The following is a 16,663-nucleotide window of genomic DNA, read 5'->3' on the forward strand; positions in this document are numbered from 1 at the left end:
GGTGCGTGCCTACGCGGCGGCGATTTGCGCCGAATTCGAGCCGATATAGTTCCGAATGGTCTCGATGATCCGGTCCTGGTCGGCCTCGCTCAGATAGGGATGCATGGGCAGGCACAGGATACGCTTCGGCAGCTCCTCAGAAACGGCAAGACCTGTCGGCGTGTGTGGATAGTCGCGGTAGGCGATCTGGCTATGCAAGGGCTTCACATAATAGATCACCGACGGGATATTTTTTTCCCCGAGATGCGCCTTCAGCCCGTCGCGCTTCGGCGTCTCGATGGCATATTGCGCCCAGGCCGAACGGCCGCCGTCCAGGTTGCGCGCTGCCTTGACGATGTCGCCGAGGCCTTCGGCATACCGTTTGGCGACCGCTTGCCGGGCAACCATCTCGTCTTCAAGAATGGCCAGCTTCTCGATCAGGATCGCCGCCTGCAGAGTGTCGAGCCGCGAATTGATGCCGACGCGGACATTGTCATATTGGGTTTCGCCTTTGCCGTGGAAGGCGAACGAGCGAAGTTGCTCGGCCAGCGCATCGTCATTGGTGAACATCGCGCCGCCGTCGCCATAGCAGCCGAGCGGTTTTGCCGGGTAGAAGCTGGTCGAGCCGACCGCGCCGAACGAACCTAACATCTTGCCGTCGCTCGAGCCGCCGATCGCCTGCGCGGCATCTTCGATCACCATCAGCCCTTCGCGGTTGGCGATGGCCATGATCGCGTCGTAATCGGCGGCTAGCCCGAACAGGTCGACGGGAATGATCGCCCTTGGCTTCAGCCGGCCTTCCGCCTTGATCATGGCGATGGCGGCTTCGAGGCTGGCGATGTCGATATTGTACGTCTCGGGGTCGACATCGACGAAAACCGGCTCGGCCTTGGCAAGCGCCACCACTTCCGCCGTGGCGGCGAAGGTGAAGCTCGGCACGAACACCGCGTCACCTGGGCCGATGCCGGCCGCAAACAGCGGCAGCAGCAGTGCGTCAGTGCCGTTGGCGCAGGCGATGACATGCTTGGTGCCGATATAGGCGGCGAGCTTGTTTTCGAATTCGGTGACCTCAGGTCCGAGAATGTAGCGCCCCTCGTCGACGACGCGGTCTATGGCGGCTTTCAGCCTGTCGCGGATTCGTTCGCGCTGCGCGCCAAGATCGATGAACTGCATGTAGGCCTCAAAACGGTACTAGCCAGATAACCGGCCGCTGGTATCAGACTTGGCGCGGCCGAGAAAGCTGCACGGACCAAACCACGAATTGCTCAAATGTCGCAGCCTGTTACCTCTCAGTCCGACAGGTCCCCATCAGACGCCGGAAATCCGGGGCTTTGTTGCGCACGACACGGCCTTCGTGTCGCACGCGCTGGGCTGGGCGAAACATAAAGTGATCGATGTTTAGCGCATCTTCAGCGCATCGCCGTCCAATCAGGCGATTTCATGCCGCCAGGGCGGATTGGCGCCGGCCCGCGACACGGTTACCGCCGCAGCCTTGGCGCCGAGCGCCAGCGCCTTGTGGATCGCGTCTTCCGACAGATCGGCGATCGCCTCCTTCGACAGCAGGCCTTGCTCGTGCAGCGAGGCCAGGATGCCGGCGTTGAACGTGTCGCCGGCGCCGACCGTATCGACCACCTCGACCTTGTCCGGCACGACCGTGACGTTGTGATCCCTGGTGTAGCCGATGGCGCCTTCGCTGCCATGGGTAACGACGATCAGCGTCGGGCCGCGCTCCAGCCAGTTGCGGACGACGTCCTCGTGCGAGCCGGCTTCGCCGAACCAGTTGAGGTCCTCATCCGACAGTTTCACGATGTCGGCCATGGCCATCATCGAGCGGATACGCCTGAGATGCCTGGCCTTGTCCGGTATGAAATTCGGCCGGAGGTTGGGGTCGAGCATCATGACGCGGTGGCTGTGCTCGCGCCGCATGAATTCCTCGTAGGCTGATCCGGCCGGCTCCGAGATCAGGCTGATGGCGCCGAACAGCATGGCTTCGATCTCGCTGCCGAGTTTCGGCAGATCGTCGATGGTCAGCATCCGTCCGGCTGTGTTTTCATCGTAGAACGTGTAAGTCGCCTGGCCGTTGTCCAGCCGCACGAAGGCAAGCGTGGTCGGCCGGGGCGATGTGTGCGCATAGGTGGAACTGACCTTGCTTGCCGCCAGCGCGTCCCTGAACTGGCCGCCGAACAGATCCGTCGACAGGCCGGAAAAGAAACTGGCGGGTGCTCCCAGTCGGCCGAGCGCTATTGCGGTGTTGAAGACCGCGCCGCCGACATAGGGGGCAAAGGCCGGCTCGCCCTCAGTCGTGGTGCGTGGCAGCATGTCGATCAGGGCTTCGCCGCAACAGAGGATCATGATTTCCTGTTCTCCGGCGGATAGATCACACCCTTGCGGATGATGATGTTGGCGTAGAGCCGCGGCTCGCTTGTCGCGACGATCGCGTGCGCGGACCTCACCCGTAAATAGAAGTCGGCGCCGGCAAGCGCAACCACCCTGCGGCCCGGAGCACGCTTGGCGCAGATCGCCTCCATCTCGTGATGAACGGGATCGGCAATCAGGGGATCACCCTTGACCGAGGCGCGAAACAGCGCCTCCGGCACTGCGTCATCGACAGGCAATACGCTGAGGATGGCGTCGAGCGTCGGAACAAGATGATGACCGTCGGCGCGGATGAGCCGGTGTGCCTGTTCCTTCGCCGGGTAGTTTCCGTCGACAACGGCGATCTCGTCGCCATGGCCCATGGCACGCAGCAACGCCAGCAGCTCCGGGCCGAGCAGGGCCGGGATTCCGATCAGCATTCAGGTGCTCCTGGAAATCGTGGTCGAACCGATGAGGAAGCGCTCGGAAAGCGGCAGGCTGGCACCGCCCAGGGCGCGTGCATGAATGCCCACAGTCCCCTCGCGCACGGCCGGAAGCTTCAGGCCTTCACCGTCGATCTTGCCGATGGCTTCGATAACGGCATCGACGAGCCGGCGCCGCACGGCCTTCGGCATCCATCCGTCGATCACCGCCGCCTCGAAATCGATAACCGATGACGCCGCCACAATGGCATAGGCGAGCGCCTGCGAGGCGCAGGCGATCCAATCGTCGAGCTCGACGCCGATTTCGCCCCAATCCTCCGGTGAAGTCCACAGATGTGAGGCTTCGACGCCGCGCGCGTTGAGTGCCTTTTCCAGCATGGCGATCGACGCCACGTCGATCAATTGGGCGGGCTTGCCGTCCGGTCCAGGCACCGGCATCGAACCCAGCGCGCCGGCATTGCCGGTCGGTCCGCCGAAAAGGTGACCGTTCAGCACAATGCCGCCGCCGGCGAAGGCACCGATATAGAAATAGACGAAGTCGCGTGCCGTGCCCGCTTTGCCGAACACCAGTTCGGCGCCGCAGGCAGAGGTGGCGTCATTTTGCAGGTAGACCGGGAATTCGCACTGTGCCTGGATGTCGGCGCGGATGTCTCGTTCGCGCCATTCGTCCATGACGTCGCGCGGCGCACCTGCCGTATCGGCCCAGCTCCACAATTCGAATGGCATGGCGATGCCAAGTCCGGCAATGCGCTTGTCCTGCGCCGGGGTGAGTTCGCCGCGCATCGTCTTCATGCCGGAGGTCACGAACTCGACCGTCTCGCGCGGTGCCGGATAGCGGTAGGAATGCTGCAGCATCGAGCGCACATTGCCGAGAAAATCGATCAGCACGAGTTCGGCGCTACGACGGCCGATCTTCAGGCCGATGAAATAGGCGCCATCGGGATTGAGCGCCATCGGAATGGAAGGTTGGCCGATCTTGCCGCGCAACGGCGCCTGGCGGACAAGAAGCTTGTCCTCCTCGAGCTCGCGCATGATGACCGAAACCGTCTGGGCCGAAAGTCCGGTCATGCGCGCAATGTCGGACTTCGCCAGGCTGCCGTGCTGACGCACCAGCGACAGCACCAGCCGCTCATTGTGGTCCCGCATGCCGCTCTGGTTGGTGCCGCGGTGAATGCGGCTTTTGGCTGCCTCGGGCGAACCGTGCCTTGTGATGCCGGTCTCCACCCCTTCTCCTCCCGTCGTTCCCTCAATGCTTTTGGCCAGAATGAGTGACCGACGCCACGGTGTCAATAATAAATAAGAGTGATTTAATTATTGACAGAAACCTCAGTCTGGTATTCTCTTGGGGCAAGCGTCCACGCTGGGAGAAGTCGCTGGATGCTCATGCGATGCCGGTTGGCCGGCGTCCGAACTGGTTCCACTGGGAGGAAAATCGTGACCAAGACAGCACTGCTAAGATCCACCGTTTTTGCCGCGGCCGGACTGGGTCTGATGGCGTTCACCTCGGCTGCGTCCGCCGCCGATGTCGGCGCCTGCCTGATCACCAAGACCGACACCAACCCGTTCTTCGTCAAAATGAAAGAAGGCGCGAGCGCCAAGGCCAAGGAACTCGGCGTCGAACTCAAAGCCTACGCCGGCAAGATCGACGGCGACAGCGAAAGCCAGGTGGCGGCGATCGAAAGCTGCATCGCCGACGGCGCCAAGGGCATCCTGATCACCGCGTCGGATACCAAGGGCATCGTCCCGGCGGTGAAGAAGGCACGTGACGCCGGTCTGCTGGTGATCGCGCTGGACACGCCGCTTGACCCGCTCGACGCTGCCGACGCGACCTTCGCGACCGACAATCTGGAGGCCGGAAAGCTGATCGGCGCGTGGGCCGCAGCGACGCTCGGCGACAAAGCGAAGGATGCCAGGATAGGCTTCCTCGATCTGACGCCCTCGCAGCCGACGGTCGATGTGCTGCGCGACCAAGGCTTCATGATGGGCTACGGCATCGACGTGAAGGACCCCAACAAGATCGGCGACGAGGATGATCCTCGCATCGTCGGGCACGATGTCACCAACGGCAATGAAGAGGGTGGCCGCAAGGCCATGGAGAACCTTCTGCAGAAGGATCCCGGCATCAACGTCATCCACACCATCAACGAGCCCGCAGCGGTTGGCGCCTACCAGGCACTCAAGGCCGTGGGCCTCGAAGGCAATGTGCTGATCGTGTCGGTTGACGGCGGCTGCCCCGGCGTGAAGTCGGTCGCCGAGGGCGTGATCGGTGCGACCTCACAGCAGTATCCCCTGCAGATGGCGGCACTCGGCATTGAAGCGATCGCCGCTTACGCCAAGGACGGGACGAAGCCCAAGCCGACCGAAGGCAAGGATTTCTTCGACACCGGCGTCAATCTCGTGACCGACAAGCCGGCAGAGGGCGTGAAGTCCATCGACACCAAGGAAGGCCTCGCCAAGTGCTGGGGCTGATGCCGGTCTGACAGGCAACAGACCGAAGCGGCCAGGGCTTGATCCCCGGCCGTTTCGGTTGGACGATGCGGTAATCGCAAGCGCGAAAATTCCGGCGGCAGATCGGGAACGGTTGGACGGGCGTCGGCGCGTGGCTGAAGCCTCATGGGAGGAAACATGTCTCAGGTTCAGGAATTCGAAAAGGCTCTCGCGAACAGCGAGACAAGCGTTGCTGCTTTTGACGAGCACGGCACGTCGTTCGTCAAGCGCATCCAGCATTTCCTGCATTCCACTCCGGCTGCGGTGCCGCTGATCGTGCTGGTTCTGTCAATTGCTGTCTTCGGGGTCACGATCGGAGGACGGTTCTTTTCGTCCTACACGCTGACGCTGATCCTTCAGCAGATCGCCATCGTCGGTATTCTGGGAGCCGCGCAGACGCTGGTCATCCTTACAGCCGGCATCGACCTATCAATCGGCGTGATCATGGTGATTTCGGCCGTGATCATGGGCAATTGCGCCGTCACCTATGGTCTGCCGACCTTGCTTGCCGTGGTGATCGGGCTTGGCGCCGGCGCGGCCTGCGGGCTGCTCAACGGGCTGCTCGTCGCCTACATGAAGCTGCCGCCGTTCATCGTCACCCTCGGCACCTGGAACATCGTCATGGCCACCAACTTCATCTATTCGGCCAATGAGACGATCCGTGACGCCGACGTCGAGGTCGAGGCGCCGCTGCTGCATCTGTTCGGCCTGAACTTCAAGGTCGGCACGGCAGTGCTGACGTTCGGCGTCATTGCCATGGTCGTGCTGGTGCTGATCCTGTGGTACGTGCTCAATCACACGGCCTGGGGCCGCCATGTCTACGCCGTCGGCGACGATCCGGAGGCGGCCAAGTTGTCGGGCATCCAGACCAAGAAGGTGCTGATTTCGGTCTATACCCTTGCCGGGCTGATCGCCGCTTTCGCTGCCTGGGTCTCCATCGGCCGCAACGGCTCGATCTCGCCATCCGCCGCCGTCACCGACTACAATTTGCAGGCGATCACTGCGACAGTGATCGGCGGCATTTCCCTCTTCGGCGGGCGCGGCTCTATTCTGGGCACGCTGTTCGGCGCGATGATCGTCGGCGTCGTTTCGATGGGCCTCAACATGCTGGGCGCCGATCCGCAATGGAAAGTGCTGCTCACCGGTGTGCTGATCATCGGCGCCGTGGCGATCGACCAGTGGATCAGAAAGGTTTCGGTGTAACCATGACCCAGGAGCCCATCCTCACCGCGCGCGGCCTCGTCAAGCGCTACGGCCGCGTCACCGCACTGAACAGCTGCGACTTCGATCTCTATCCGGGAGAGATCCTGGCCGTGATCGGCGACAATGGAGCAGGCAAGTCGACGCTGATCAAGGCGATCTCGGGCGCCGTTGTCCCGGACGAGGGGATCATCGAGTTGGACGGCAAGCAGGTGCTCTTCAAGTCGCCCATCGAAGCCCGCGAAGCCGGCATCGAAACCGTCTACCAGAACCTGGCGCTGTCGCCGGCGCTGTCGATCGCCGACAACATGTTCCTCGGTCGCGAGATCCGCAAACCGGGTTTTCTGGGCGACTGGCTGCGCATGCTCGACCGCCCGGCAATGGAAAAGCGCGCCCGCGACAAGCTCACCGAACTTGGCCTGATGACCATCCAGAACATCAGCCAGGCCGTGGAAACGCTGTCGGGCGGCCAACGCCAGGGCGTGGCGGTGGCGCGCGCCGCCGCCTTCGGCTCGAAGATGGTCATCATGGATGAGCCGACGGCGGCGTTAGGTGTCAAGGAGAGCCGCCGCGTGCTCGAACTGATCCTCGACGTGAAGAAGCGCGGCCTGCCGATCGTGCTGATCTCCCACAACATGCCGCATGTCTTCGAGGTGGCCGACCGCATTCACATCCATCGGCTGGGCCGTCGCCTCTGTGTCATCGATCCCAAGCAATATACGATGTCGGACGCCGTCGCCTTCATGACCGGAGCGAAGCTTCCGCCGGAGGCGGCACTGGGGGCCTGATGCATGTCGCCCAAAAGCATGCCCTCGGGCGCGAACCGAGGGTGCACAGCGGTTTTGGGACGATATGCACATAACTTAGAATCTAAGATGCGTCGCAGACGCCGCCCAAACGCGACGCACTTCAAGTTGCTAAACTGCCGCTGGGTAAGCTTCCCCGCGGCAATCTAACTCGATTGAACGCATAACAATATGCGCTAGCATGGGCTGGGAGGAATAGTGAAAGCCGGTATGATCATGGCAACCGCACGAGAGGCAGCATGACGCGCGCGATGACATCCAAAACTCCCATTCTCGAAAACTCCGATCCCAAGGCGCTTGCCGACGAAGTCTTGAAGGCCCTCAAATACAGGCTCGGCAAGGATACCAGCGTCGCGACGCAATACGACTGGCTCACCGCCTCGATAAAGGTCGTGCGCGACCATATCGTCGATCATTGGATGCAGGCAACGCAAGAGGCCTACGCCCATCAGGAAAAGCGCGTCTATTACCTGTCACTGGAATTCCTCATCGGCCGCCTGATGCGCGACGCCTTCTCCAATCTCGGCCTGATGGATAATATGCGCGAAGCACTGCGGTCTCTCGGCGTCGACCTCGACCTCATCGCGGCCCTCGAACCAGATGCAGCGCTTGGCAATGGCGGTCTCGGCCGGCTCGCCGCCTGCTTCATGGAAAGCATGGCAACCGTCGACATTCCCGCGCATGGCTATGGCATTCGCTACGCCAATGGCATGTTCCGGCAGGAAATCCATGGCGGCTGGCAGGTTGAGCTGCCCGAGACCTGGCTCGATCACGGCAACCCCTGGGAGTTCGAGCGGCGCGAACGCTCATTCGAGGTCGGTTTCGGCGGCTCGGTGGAATCGATCACCTCGAAGGACGGCAGGCTTGAGCGCCACGTCTGGAAGCCGATCGAACATGTTCTGGCGGTTGCCTACGATACGCCGGTGGTTGGCTGGCGGGCCAACCGCGTCAACACGCTGCGGCTCTGGTCCGGCATGCCGATCGATCCGATCCTGCTCGACAAGTTCAACGCCGGCGACCACATCGGTGCGCTCGCCGAAAGCAACAAGGCCGATGCCTTGTCGCGCGTCCTTTACCCTGCCGATTCCCACAAGGCCGGTCAGGAGCTGCGGCTCAGGCAAGAGTATTTCTTTTCCACCGCATCGTTGCAGGATATCGTTCAGCGTCATCTCAGCCAGTATGGCGACCTGCAGTCGCTGCCCGACAAGGCGGCGATCCATCTGAACGACACCCATCCGGCCATCGCCGTGCCCGAGCTGATGCGCCTGTTGATGGATGTCCACGGCATGGATTTCGATCAGGCCTGGAGCATCACCAAGCGCACTTTCGGCTACACCAACCACACGCTGCTTCCAGAGGCGCTCGAAAGCTGGCCGGTGCCGCTGTTCGAGCGGCTGTTGCCGCGCCATATGCAGATCGTCTACGCCATCAACGCCGAAGTGCTGCTGGAGGCGCGCGCCTCCGATCAGTTTTCTGACGAGCAGATCAGCCAGATCTCGCTGATACAGGAAAACGGCGAGCGCCGGGTGCGCATGGGCAATCTGGCGTTTGTCGGCTCGCACTCGATCAACGGCGTCTCTGCCCTTCACACCGAGCTGATGAAGGAAACGGTGTTTGCCGAGCTCCACCGACTCTACCCCGACCGCATCAACAACAAGACCAACGGCATCACGCCGCGGCGCTGGCTGATCCAGTGCAATCCCGGTCTCACCGCGCTCACCCGTGAGGCGATCGGCGACCGCTTCCTCGACGATATAGACGCGATCAAGGAGCTCGATGCCTTTGCCGACGACGCCGCCTTTCGCGACAAGTTCGCGGCAGTCAAGCGGGCGAACAAGGCCAAGCTTGCCAATCTCGTCGCCGACCGCCTCGGCATCAGGATCGATCCCTCGGCGCTGTTCGACATCCAGATCAAGCGCATCCACGAATACAAGCGCCAGCTCCTGAACATCCTCGAAACAGTCGCCCTCTACGACCAGATCCGCTCCCATCCCGAGCGCAACTGGATGCCACGCGTCAAGTTCTTCGGCGGCAAGGCGGCGCCCAGCTATCACAATGCCAAGCTGATCATCAAACTCGCCAACGACGTCGCCAAGGTCATCAACCGCGACCCGGCCGTTCGCGGCTTGCTCAAAGTGGTGTTCGTACCGAACTACAATGTCAGCCTGGCCGAGATCATGATGCCGGCCGCCGATCTTTCGGAGCAGATATCGACCGCAGGCATGGAAGCCTCCGGCACCGGCAACATGAAATTCGCACTGAACGGTGCGCTGACCATCGGCACGCTTGACGGCGCCAATGTCGAGATCAAGGAATGCGTCGGCGACGACAACATCTTCATTTTCGGCCTGACCACCGAAGAGGTCGCCGAACGGCGCAGCAACGGCTACGATCCGCGATCGGTAATCGAAGCCTCTCCCGAACTGGCGCAGGCAGTGGCTGCCATTTCGTCCGGCGTCTTTTCGCCCGACGATCCGGAACGCTATCGCGACCTGATGAACGGCCTCTATCAGAGCGACTGGTTCATGGTCGCCGCGGATTTCGATGCCTACGCCTCAACCCAGCGCGATGTCGACGCCGTCTGGCGCAACAGCCCGGATTGGTATGCCAAGGCAATTCGCAATGTCGCCCGCGTCGGCTGGTTCTCGTCCGACCGCACGATCCGCCAATATGCGAAAGAAATCTGGAACGTGCCCGTCTGATATGATTGCATGAGGCCACGAACGACGTGGTCCGGGTGCCGGGGAGGGTCACTGCCTGATGAGGAAGCCGCGCGCGACCGCTGCGACAAGCGGGCCGGATGGACAGGCGTCAGCCGGTGATGTCGCGGCGATTCTCGCGGGCACGCATGGCGACCCTTTCGCTGTCTTGGGTGTGCACGAGGTCGACAAGAGCTTTGTCGCCCGCTGCTTCGTCCCTCATGCCGAGTTCGTCACTGCCCATACGCTGACCGGCAAGAAAGCCGGCGAACTCTCCAGGCGCGACGAAGGCGGCTTCTTCGAGGGCAGCCTGTCGCTCAAAAAGCGTCAGCCGCTGCGCTATCACGCGCGTAATGCCGGCGGTGACTGGTGGCTGACCGATCCCTATTCGTTCGGTCCGGTGCTCGGTCCGCTGGACGACTATTACATCGCCGAAGGCTCTCATCTCAGGCTGTTCGACAAGCTCGGTGCGCATCTCATCGATCACGAGGGTGCGTCCGGCGTGCATTTCGCCGTCTGGGCGCCCAACGCAAGGCGCGTCTCGGTGGTCGGGGACTTCAACGAATGGGACGGCCGCAGGCATACGATGCGCGTCCGCCGCGACACCGGCATCTGGGAGTTGTTCATTCCCGACATCGGCGCCGGCAGGCCCTATAAATACGAGATCATCGGGCCCGATGGCGTGAGGCTGCCGCTGAAGGCCGATCCGTTCGCCTTCAAATCGGAACTGCGCCCGGCCACCGCTTCGGTGACGGCGCTTCCGCCGGCACATGAATGGGGTGACGAGGCGCACCGCAGCTACTGGCGCAACGCCGACCCGAGGCGCGAGGCGGTGTCGATCTATGAGGTCCATGCCGGCTCCTGGCAGCTTCACGACGACGGCAGCTTCCTGTCATGGGATGAGCTTGCTGGCCGGCTGATCCCCTACGTCGTCGATACGGGCTTCACCCATATCGAATTCATGCCGATCTCCGAACATCCCTATGATCCGTCCTGGGGCTACCAGACGACGGGCCTCTACGCGCCGTCGGCCCGCTTCGGCGATCCGGACGGTTTTGCCCGGTTCGTCGACGGCGCCCACCGCGCCGGCATCGGCGTCATCCTCGACTGGGTGCCGGCGCACTTTCCGGTGGACGCGCATGGCCTGGCCAATTTCGACGGCACCGCGCTCTATGAGCATGCCGACCCGCGCAAGGGCTTCCATCCCGACTGGAACACCGCGATCTACAATTTCGGCCGGCGCGAGGTGGTCTCGTTCTTGGTCAACAACGCACTGTTTTGGGCCGAGAAATACCATGTCGACGGTTTGCGCGTCGATGCCGTCGCCTCGATGCTCTACCTCGACTATTCGCGCAAGGCCGGCGAATGGATTCCCAACGAAAAAGGTGGGCGCGAAAACCTCGAGGCCGTCAGCTTCCTCCAGAGGATGAACAAGGAAGTCTACGGCCATCATCCCGGCGTGATGACGATTGCCGAGGAATCGACCTCATGGCCGAAGGTCTCGCAGCCGGTGCATGAGGGCGGACTGGGCTTCGGCTTCAAGTGGAACATGGGCTTCATGCACGATACGCTGGAATATTTCTCCAAGGAGCCGATTTTTCGCAAGCATCACCACGGCGACATCACCTTCGGCCTGGTCTACGCCTTCTCAGAGAATTTCGTGCTGCCGCTCTCCCATGACGAGGTCGTGCACGGCAAGGGAACGCTGCTTGGCAAGATGGCCGGCGACGATTGGCAGAAATTCGCAACGTTGCGCGCCTACTACGCCTTCATGTGGGGCTATCCCGGCAAGAAGCTGTTGTTCATGGGCCAGGAATTCGCCCAGCGCCGCGAGTGGAGCGAGGCGCGCGCGCTCGACTGGAACCTGCTCGATCAACCGGCCCACCGCGGCGTCTGGCAGACGGTGCGCGATCTCAACTATCTCTACCGCTCGCGCCCGGCGTTGCATGCGCGCGATTGCGAGCCAGAAGGCTTTTCCTGGCTGATCGTCGACGACAGCGCCAACTCGGTCTTTGCCTGGCTGCGCAGCGCGCCGGGCGGAAACCCGGTCGCCGTGATCTCCAATTTTACGCCGGTGCCGCGCGACAATTACCGCGTGCCATTGCCAATGGCCGGACGTTGGCGCGAGATCATCAACACGGACGCCTCCGACTATGGCGGTTCCGGCAAGGGCAATGGCGGCGCTGTCGAGGCTCGGGCCGATGGCGCAAGCATCTCGGCGACGGTGCTGTTGCCGCCGCTGTCGACGATCATGCTCGAATTTGCTCCGGACTAGGCGATGTCTCGCAGCGCGTAACTTGGGAGGATAAAATGGCAGAGATAAAACGAACCCAGCCGCTGGCGCGCGATGCCATGGCCTATGTGCTGGCCGGCGGCCGTGGCAGCCGCCTCAGGGAATTGACCGACCGGCGCGCCAAGCCGGCGGTCTATTTCGGCGGCAAGACGCGCATCATCGATTTTGCGCTGTCCAATGCGCTCAATTCCGGTATTCGCCGCCTCGGCGTCGCCACCCAGTACAAGGCGCATTCGCTGATCCGCCACCTGCAGCGCGGCTGGAACTTCCTGCGGCCCGAGCGAAACGAGAGCTTCGACATCCTGCCGGCCAGTCAGCGCGTATCGGAAACGCAATGGTATGAGGGCACGGCGGATGCCGTCTACCAGAACATCGACATCATCGAGGCCTACGGGCCCGAATACATGGTCATCCTGGCCGGCGATCACGTCTACAAGATGGACTATGAGCTGATGCTTCGCCAGCATGTCGACGCCGGCGCCGACGTCACCGTCGGCTGCCTCGAAGTGCCGCGTATGGAGGCGACCGGCTTCGGCGTCATGCATGTCGACAAGAAGGACACCATCATCTCCTTCATCGAGAAGCCCGCCGATCCGCCCGGCATTCCCGACAAGCCGGATTTTGCCCTGGCCTCGATGGGCATCTACGTGTTCAAGACCAAGTTCCTGATGGAGCAGCTGCGCCGCGACGCGGCCGAACTGGGCTCAAGCCGTGACTTCGGCAAGGACATCATCCCCTATGTCGTCGAGCACGGCAAGGCGATCGCCCATCGCTTCGCCAAATCCTGCGTGCGCTCGACCGCCGAGAACGAAGCCTACTGGCGCGATGTCGGGACCGTCGACGCCTATTGGGAAGCCAATATCGACCTCACCGACATCACGCCCGAGCTCGACCTATACGACCGCGACTGGCCGATCTGGACCTATGCCGAGCTGAAGCCGCCGGCAAAGTTCGTGCATGACGAGGATGGTCGCCGTGGCTCGGCGGTATCCTCGCTGGTCTCGGGCGATTGCATCGTCTCAGGCGCGTCGCTGAAGCGAAGCCTGATCTTCACCGGCGCGCGCATCAACTCCTATTCGACGCTCGAGGACGTCGTCATGCTGCCCGACTGCCAGGTCGGCCGCAGCGCGAGATTGAAGCGCGTGGTGATCGATCATGGCGTCAGGATTCCCGAAGGGCTCGTGGTCGGCGAGGATCCCGTCCTCGACGCCAAGCGCTTCCGCGTTTCCGAAAAGGGCATCTGCCTCGTCACGCAGGCCATGATCGACAAACTGGGATTGTCGTGAATGCAGGTCCTGTCGGTCACGCCCGAAATATTTCCTCTGATCAAGACTGGCGGGCTTGCCGACGTGACCGGCGCATTACCGGTCGCGCTCGCCGGCAAGGGCGTGACGATGCGCACGCTTGTTCCCGGCTATCCCCAGATCATGGATGCCTTCAAGAAGAAAAAACCCGTTCACCACTATCCGCTGCTGCAAGGCGGCAAGGCTTCGGTCCATGCCGTCCAGATCGCCGGGCTCGACCTGTTCGTGCTCGACGCGCCGCATCTGTTCGATCGCCCCGGCGGCCCCTACGGCAATGCCACCGGCGCCGACTGGCCGGACAATTGGCGGCGTTTCGCGGCCCTGAGCCAGGTTGGCGGCGACATCGCCGGCGGCGCCGTCTCGGGCTACCAGCCGGACATCGTCCATGCCCATGACTGGCAATCGGCGATGACGCTGGCCTATATGCGCTACGGCAAGGCGGTCGGCACGCCGTCGATGGTCACCGTCCACAATCTCGCTTTCCAGGGCCAGTTCGGCGCCGGCATCTTTGGCGAACTCGGTTTGCCGGCGGCGGCCATGGCGCTCGACGGCGTCGAATATTATGGCGGCGTCGGTTTCCTCAAGGCTGGCCTGCAGGCCGCCTGGGCCATCACCACAGTCAGCCCGACCTATGCGCAGGAGATCCGCTCGCCGGAATTCGGCATGGGGCTCGATGGCCTCATCAACATGCGGTCCGTCGATCTCTATGGCATCGTCAACGGCATCGACACCGCGATATGGAACCCTGAAACCGACAAGCATCTGGTTTCCAACTACACGGCCAAGACATTGAAGGCCCGGCACCCCAACCGGACCGCCGTCGAGGATCGTTTCAACCTTGACCGCGACGACAGTCCGATCGTCTGCGTGGTCAGCCGGCTCACCTGGCAGAAGGGAATGGACATACTGGCAACGGTCGTCGACGGGATTGTTGCGAGGGGTGCCCGCCTGGCGATCCTGGGGTCCGGCGACGCCGGCCTCGAAGGCGCGCTGCTGGCCGCCGCCGCCCGCCATCGCGGTCGCATCGGCGTCGTCGTCGGTTATGACGAGGCGCTTTCCCACACCATGCAGGGCGGCTGTGACGCCATCGTCATCCCATCGCGCTTCGAGCCTTGCGGACTGACGCAGCTTTACGGCCTGCGCTATGGCTGCGTGCCGGTCGTCGCCCGCACCGGCGGTCTTGCCGACACCGTCATCGACGCCAATGAAGCGGCGATTTCGGCAGGTGTGGCGACCGGCTTCCAGTTCGCACCCGCCGATGCCGGCGCCTTGCTGCACGCCATCCGCCGGCTGGTCGCGGCGCACGCCAACCCTGCAATCTGGACGTCGGTGCAGCGGCAAGGGATGAAGGCGGATGTGTCGTGGGATAAAAGCGCAGAAAAATACCTCGAACTCTATCGCTTGCTGCTTTCGAAAAGGGCTGTCTGACACATGATACGCACCGTCGCCACCAAACCTTATCTCGACCAGAAGCCCGGCACGTCCGGGCTGCGCAAGAAAGTGCCGGTGTTCCAGCAGGAGCACTATGCCGAGAACTTCATCCAGTCGATTTTCGATGCGCTGGACGGGTTCGAGGGCAAGACGCTGGTGATCGGCGGCGACGGCCGCTTTTACAACCGCGAAGTCATCCAGAAGGCCATCGCCATGGCCGCGGCAAACGGTTTCGGCAAGGTGATGGTCGGGCAGGGCGGCATCCTGTCGACGCCGGCCGCTTCCAACATCATTCGCAAATACAATACCTTCGGCGGCATCATCCTGTCGGCCAGCCACAATCCGGGCGGCCCGCACGAGGATTTCGGCATCAAATACAATGGCGGCAATGGCGGCCCGGCACCGGAAAAGCTGACCGACGCGATCTTCGCCAAGACCAAGATGATTTCGAGCTTCAAGACCGCCGATATCGGCACGGTCGACCTCGACACGATCGGTACCGTCGAGGCGGGCGGCATGACCGTCGAGGTGATCGACCCGGTCGCCGACTATGCCGAGCTGATGGAAAACCTGTTCGATTTCGATGCGTTGCGTGGGCTGTTCAAGTCAGGCTTCCGCATGCGCTTCGACGCCATGCATGCCGTGACCGGTCCCTATGCCAAGGAGATCCTGGAAAACCGGCTCGGCGCGCCGAAAGGCACCGCCCGCAATTTCGTTCCCCTGCCGGATTTCGGCGGCCACCACCCAGACCCGAACCTGGTCCACGCAAAGCACCTCTATGACGAGATGATGGGACCGGATGCGCCGGATTTCGGCGCCGCTTCCGACGGCGACGGCGACCGCAACCTGATCATCGGGAAGGGCATTTTCGTCACCCCGTCGGATTCGGTGGCTATGCTCGCCGCCAATGCTCATCTGGCGCCGGGCTACAAGGCCGGGCTGAAAGGCATCGCCCGCTCGATGCCGACCAGCGGTGCAGCCGACCGCGTCGCCGAAAAGCTCGGCATCGGCATCTATGAAACGCCGACCGGCTGGAAATTCTTTGGCAATCTGCTCGATGCCGACATGGCGACGATCTGCGGCGAGGAAAGTGCCGGAACCGGCTCCAACCATGTCCGCGAAAAGGACGGGCTGTGGGCCGTGCTTTTGTGGCTCAATATCCTCGCTGCCCGCGGCGAAAGCGCCAAGCAGATCGTCACCGAGCACTGGGCCGCCTATGGCCGCAATTACTACTCACGCCATGACTACGAGGAGGTCGAGACCGACCGCGCCAATGCGCTGGTCGACCAATTGCGGGCCAGGCTCGCTTCCTTGCCCGGCACCAGCGTGCGCGGCATGAAGATCGCCAGCGCCGACGATTTCGCCTATCACGACCCGGTCGACGGCTCGATAGCCAGGAACCAGGGCATCAGGGTGCTGTTCGAAGGCGGATCGCGCGTCGTCTTCCGTCTCTCCGGCACCGGTACCTCGGGGGCGACGCTGCGCGTCTATATCGAGCGCTACGAGCCGGACAGGTCCAGGCACGATCTCGACACGCAGGAGGCGCTTGCCGACCTGATTGCGGCAGCCGAAGATATCGCCGGGATTCGCAGCCATACCGGCCGCGCCAAGCCGAGCGTGATTACTTGAGTTTGGTTGACAGCCGGCCGTCTGAGTTCGGCCTGCG

The 16,663-nt window shown here is 62.6% G+C and carries 12 protein-coding genes; 8 read left to right on the forward strand and 4 right to left on the reverse strand.

Annotated features, from left to right (window positions below; translation table 11 throughout):
* Positions 1 to 9 precede the first annotated feature (9 nt).
* From AC0L3D_RS03115 to AC0L3D_RS03130, 4 genes are all read right to left on the reverse strand, one after another.
* A complete protein-coding gene (locus AC0L3D_RS03115) occupies positions 10 to 1,152 on the reverse strand; it encodes a DegT/DnrJ/EryC1/StrS family aminotransferase (RefSeq protein WP_473643076.1) in 1,143 nt (380 codons plus the stop codon).
* Between the two features lie 255 nt (positions 1,153 to 1,407).
* Positions 1,408 to 2,331: a carbohydrate kinase family protein gene (locus AC0L3D_RS03120; RefSeq protein WP_473643078.1), complete on the reverse strand. Its 924-nt coding sequence runs from the start codon at positions 2,329 to 2,331 to the stop codon at positions 1,408 to 1,410.
* Positions 2,328 to 2,774, reverse strand: coding sequence for an RbsD/FucU family protein (locus AC0L3D_RS03125; RefSeq protein ID WP_027152414.1), 447 nt, complete (start codon positions 2,772 to 2,774; stop codon positions 2,328 to 2,330). The genes AC0L3D_RS03120 and AC0L3D_RS03125 overlap by 4 nt, the downstream gene beginning before the upstream one ends.
* Positions 2,775 to 4,001, reverse strand: a complete 1,227-nt coding sequence (locus AC0L3D_RS03130) for an ROK family transcriptional regulator (protein WP_027152415.1) — start codon at positions 3,999 to 4,001, stop codon at positions 2,775 to 2,777. It lies immediately after the preceding gene.
* A gap of 267 nt (positions 4,002 to 4,268) precedes the next feature.
* Between AC0L3D_RS03130 and AC0L3D_RS03135 the strand changes: the two genes are divergently transcribed.
* From AC0L3D_RS03135 to AC0L3D_RS03170, 8 genes are all read left to right on the forward strand, one after another.
* Positions 4,269 to 5,246, forward strand: a complete 978-nt coding sequence (locus AC0L3D_RS03135) for a sugar ABC transporter substrate-binding protein (protein ID WP_236388945.1) — start codon at positions 4,269 to 4,271, stop codon at positions 5,244 to 5,246.
* Between the two features lie 156 nt (positions 5,247 to 5,402).
* Positions 5,403 to 6,467 carry an ABC transporter permease gene (locus AC0L3D_RS03140; RefSeq protein WP_027152417.1) on the forward strand — a complete coding sequence of 355 codons (1,065 nt, stop codon included), beginning with the start codon at positions 5,403 to 5,405 and terminating at the stop codon, positions 6,465 to 6,467.
* 2 nt (positions 6,468 to 6,469) lie between these two features.
* Positions 6,470 to 7,252 carry an ATP-binding cassette domain-containing protein gene (locus AC0L3D_RS03145; RefSeq protein WP_473643081.1) on the forward strand — a complete coding sequence of 261 codons (783 nt, stop codon included), beginning with the start codon at positions 6,470 to 6,472 and terminating at the stop codon, positions 7,250 to 7,252.
* A 257-nt stretch (positions 7,253 to 7,509) separates the two neighbouring features.
* The gene (locus AC0L3D_RS03150) at positions 7,510 to 9,972 is read left to right on the forward strand and encodes a glycogen/starch/alpha-glucan phosphorylase (RefSeq protein WP_473643083.1); all 2,463 of its coding nucleotides are present in this window, start codon (positions 7,510 to 7,512) and stop codon (positions 9,970 to 9,972) included.
* 58 nt (positions 9,973 to 10,030) lie between these two features.
* On the forward strand, positions 10,031 to 12,244 hold the full coding sequence (glgB, locus tag AC0L3D_RS03155; protein WP_473643085.1) for a 1,4-alpha-glucan branching protein GlgB: 2,214 nt from the start codon (positions 10,031 to 10,033) through the stop codon (positions 12,242 to 12,244).
* Between the two features lie 35 nt (positions 12,245 to 12,279).
* Positions 12,280 to 13,548, forward strand: coding sequence for a glucose-1-phosphate adenylyltransferase (gene glgC / locus AC0L3D_RS03160; RefSeq protein WP_473643087.1), 1,269 nt, complete (start codon positions 12,280 to 12,282; stop codon positions 13,546 to 13,548).
* Entirely contained in the window at positions 13,549 to 14,994 is a 1,446-nt protein-coding gene (glgA, locus tag AC0L3D_RS03165; protein WP_473626493.1) for a glycogen synthase GlgA, read from the forward strand.
* A gap of 3 nt (positions 14,995 to 14,997) precedes the next feature.
* On the forward strand, positions 14,998 to 16,626 hold the full coding sequence (locus tag AC0L3D_RS03170; protein WP_473626494.1) for an alpha-D-glucose phosphate-specific phosphoglucomutase: 1,629 nt from the start codon (positions 14,998 to 15,000) through the stop codon (positions 16,624 to 16,626).
* Positions 16,627 to 16,663: the final 37 nt, after the last annotated feature.

This window comes from Mesorhizobium sp. WSM4837 (assembly GCF_055811435.1).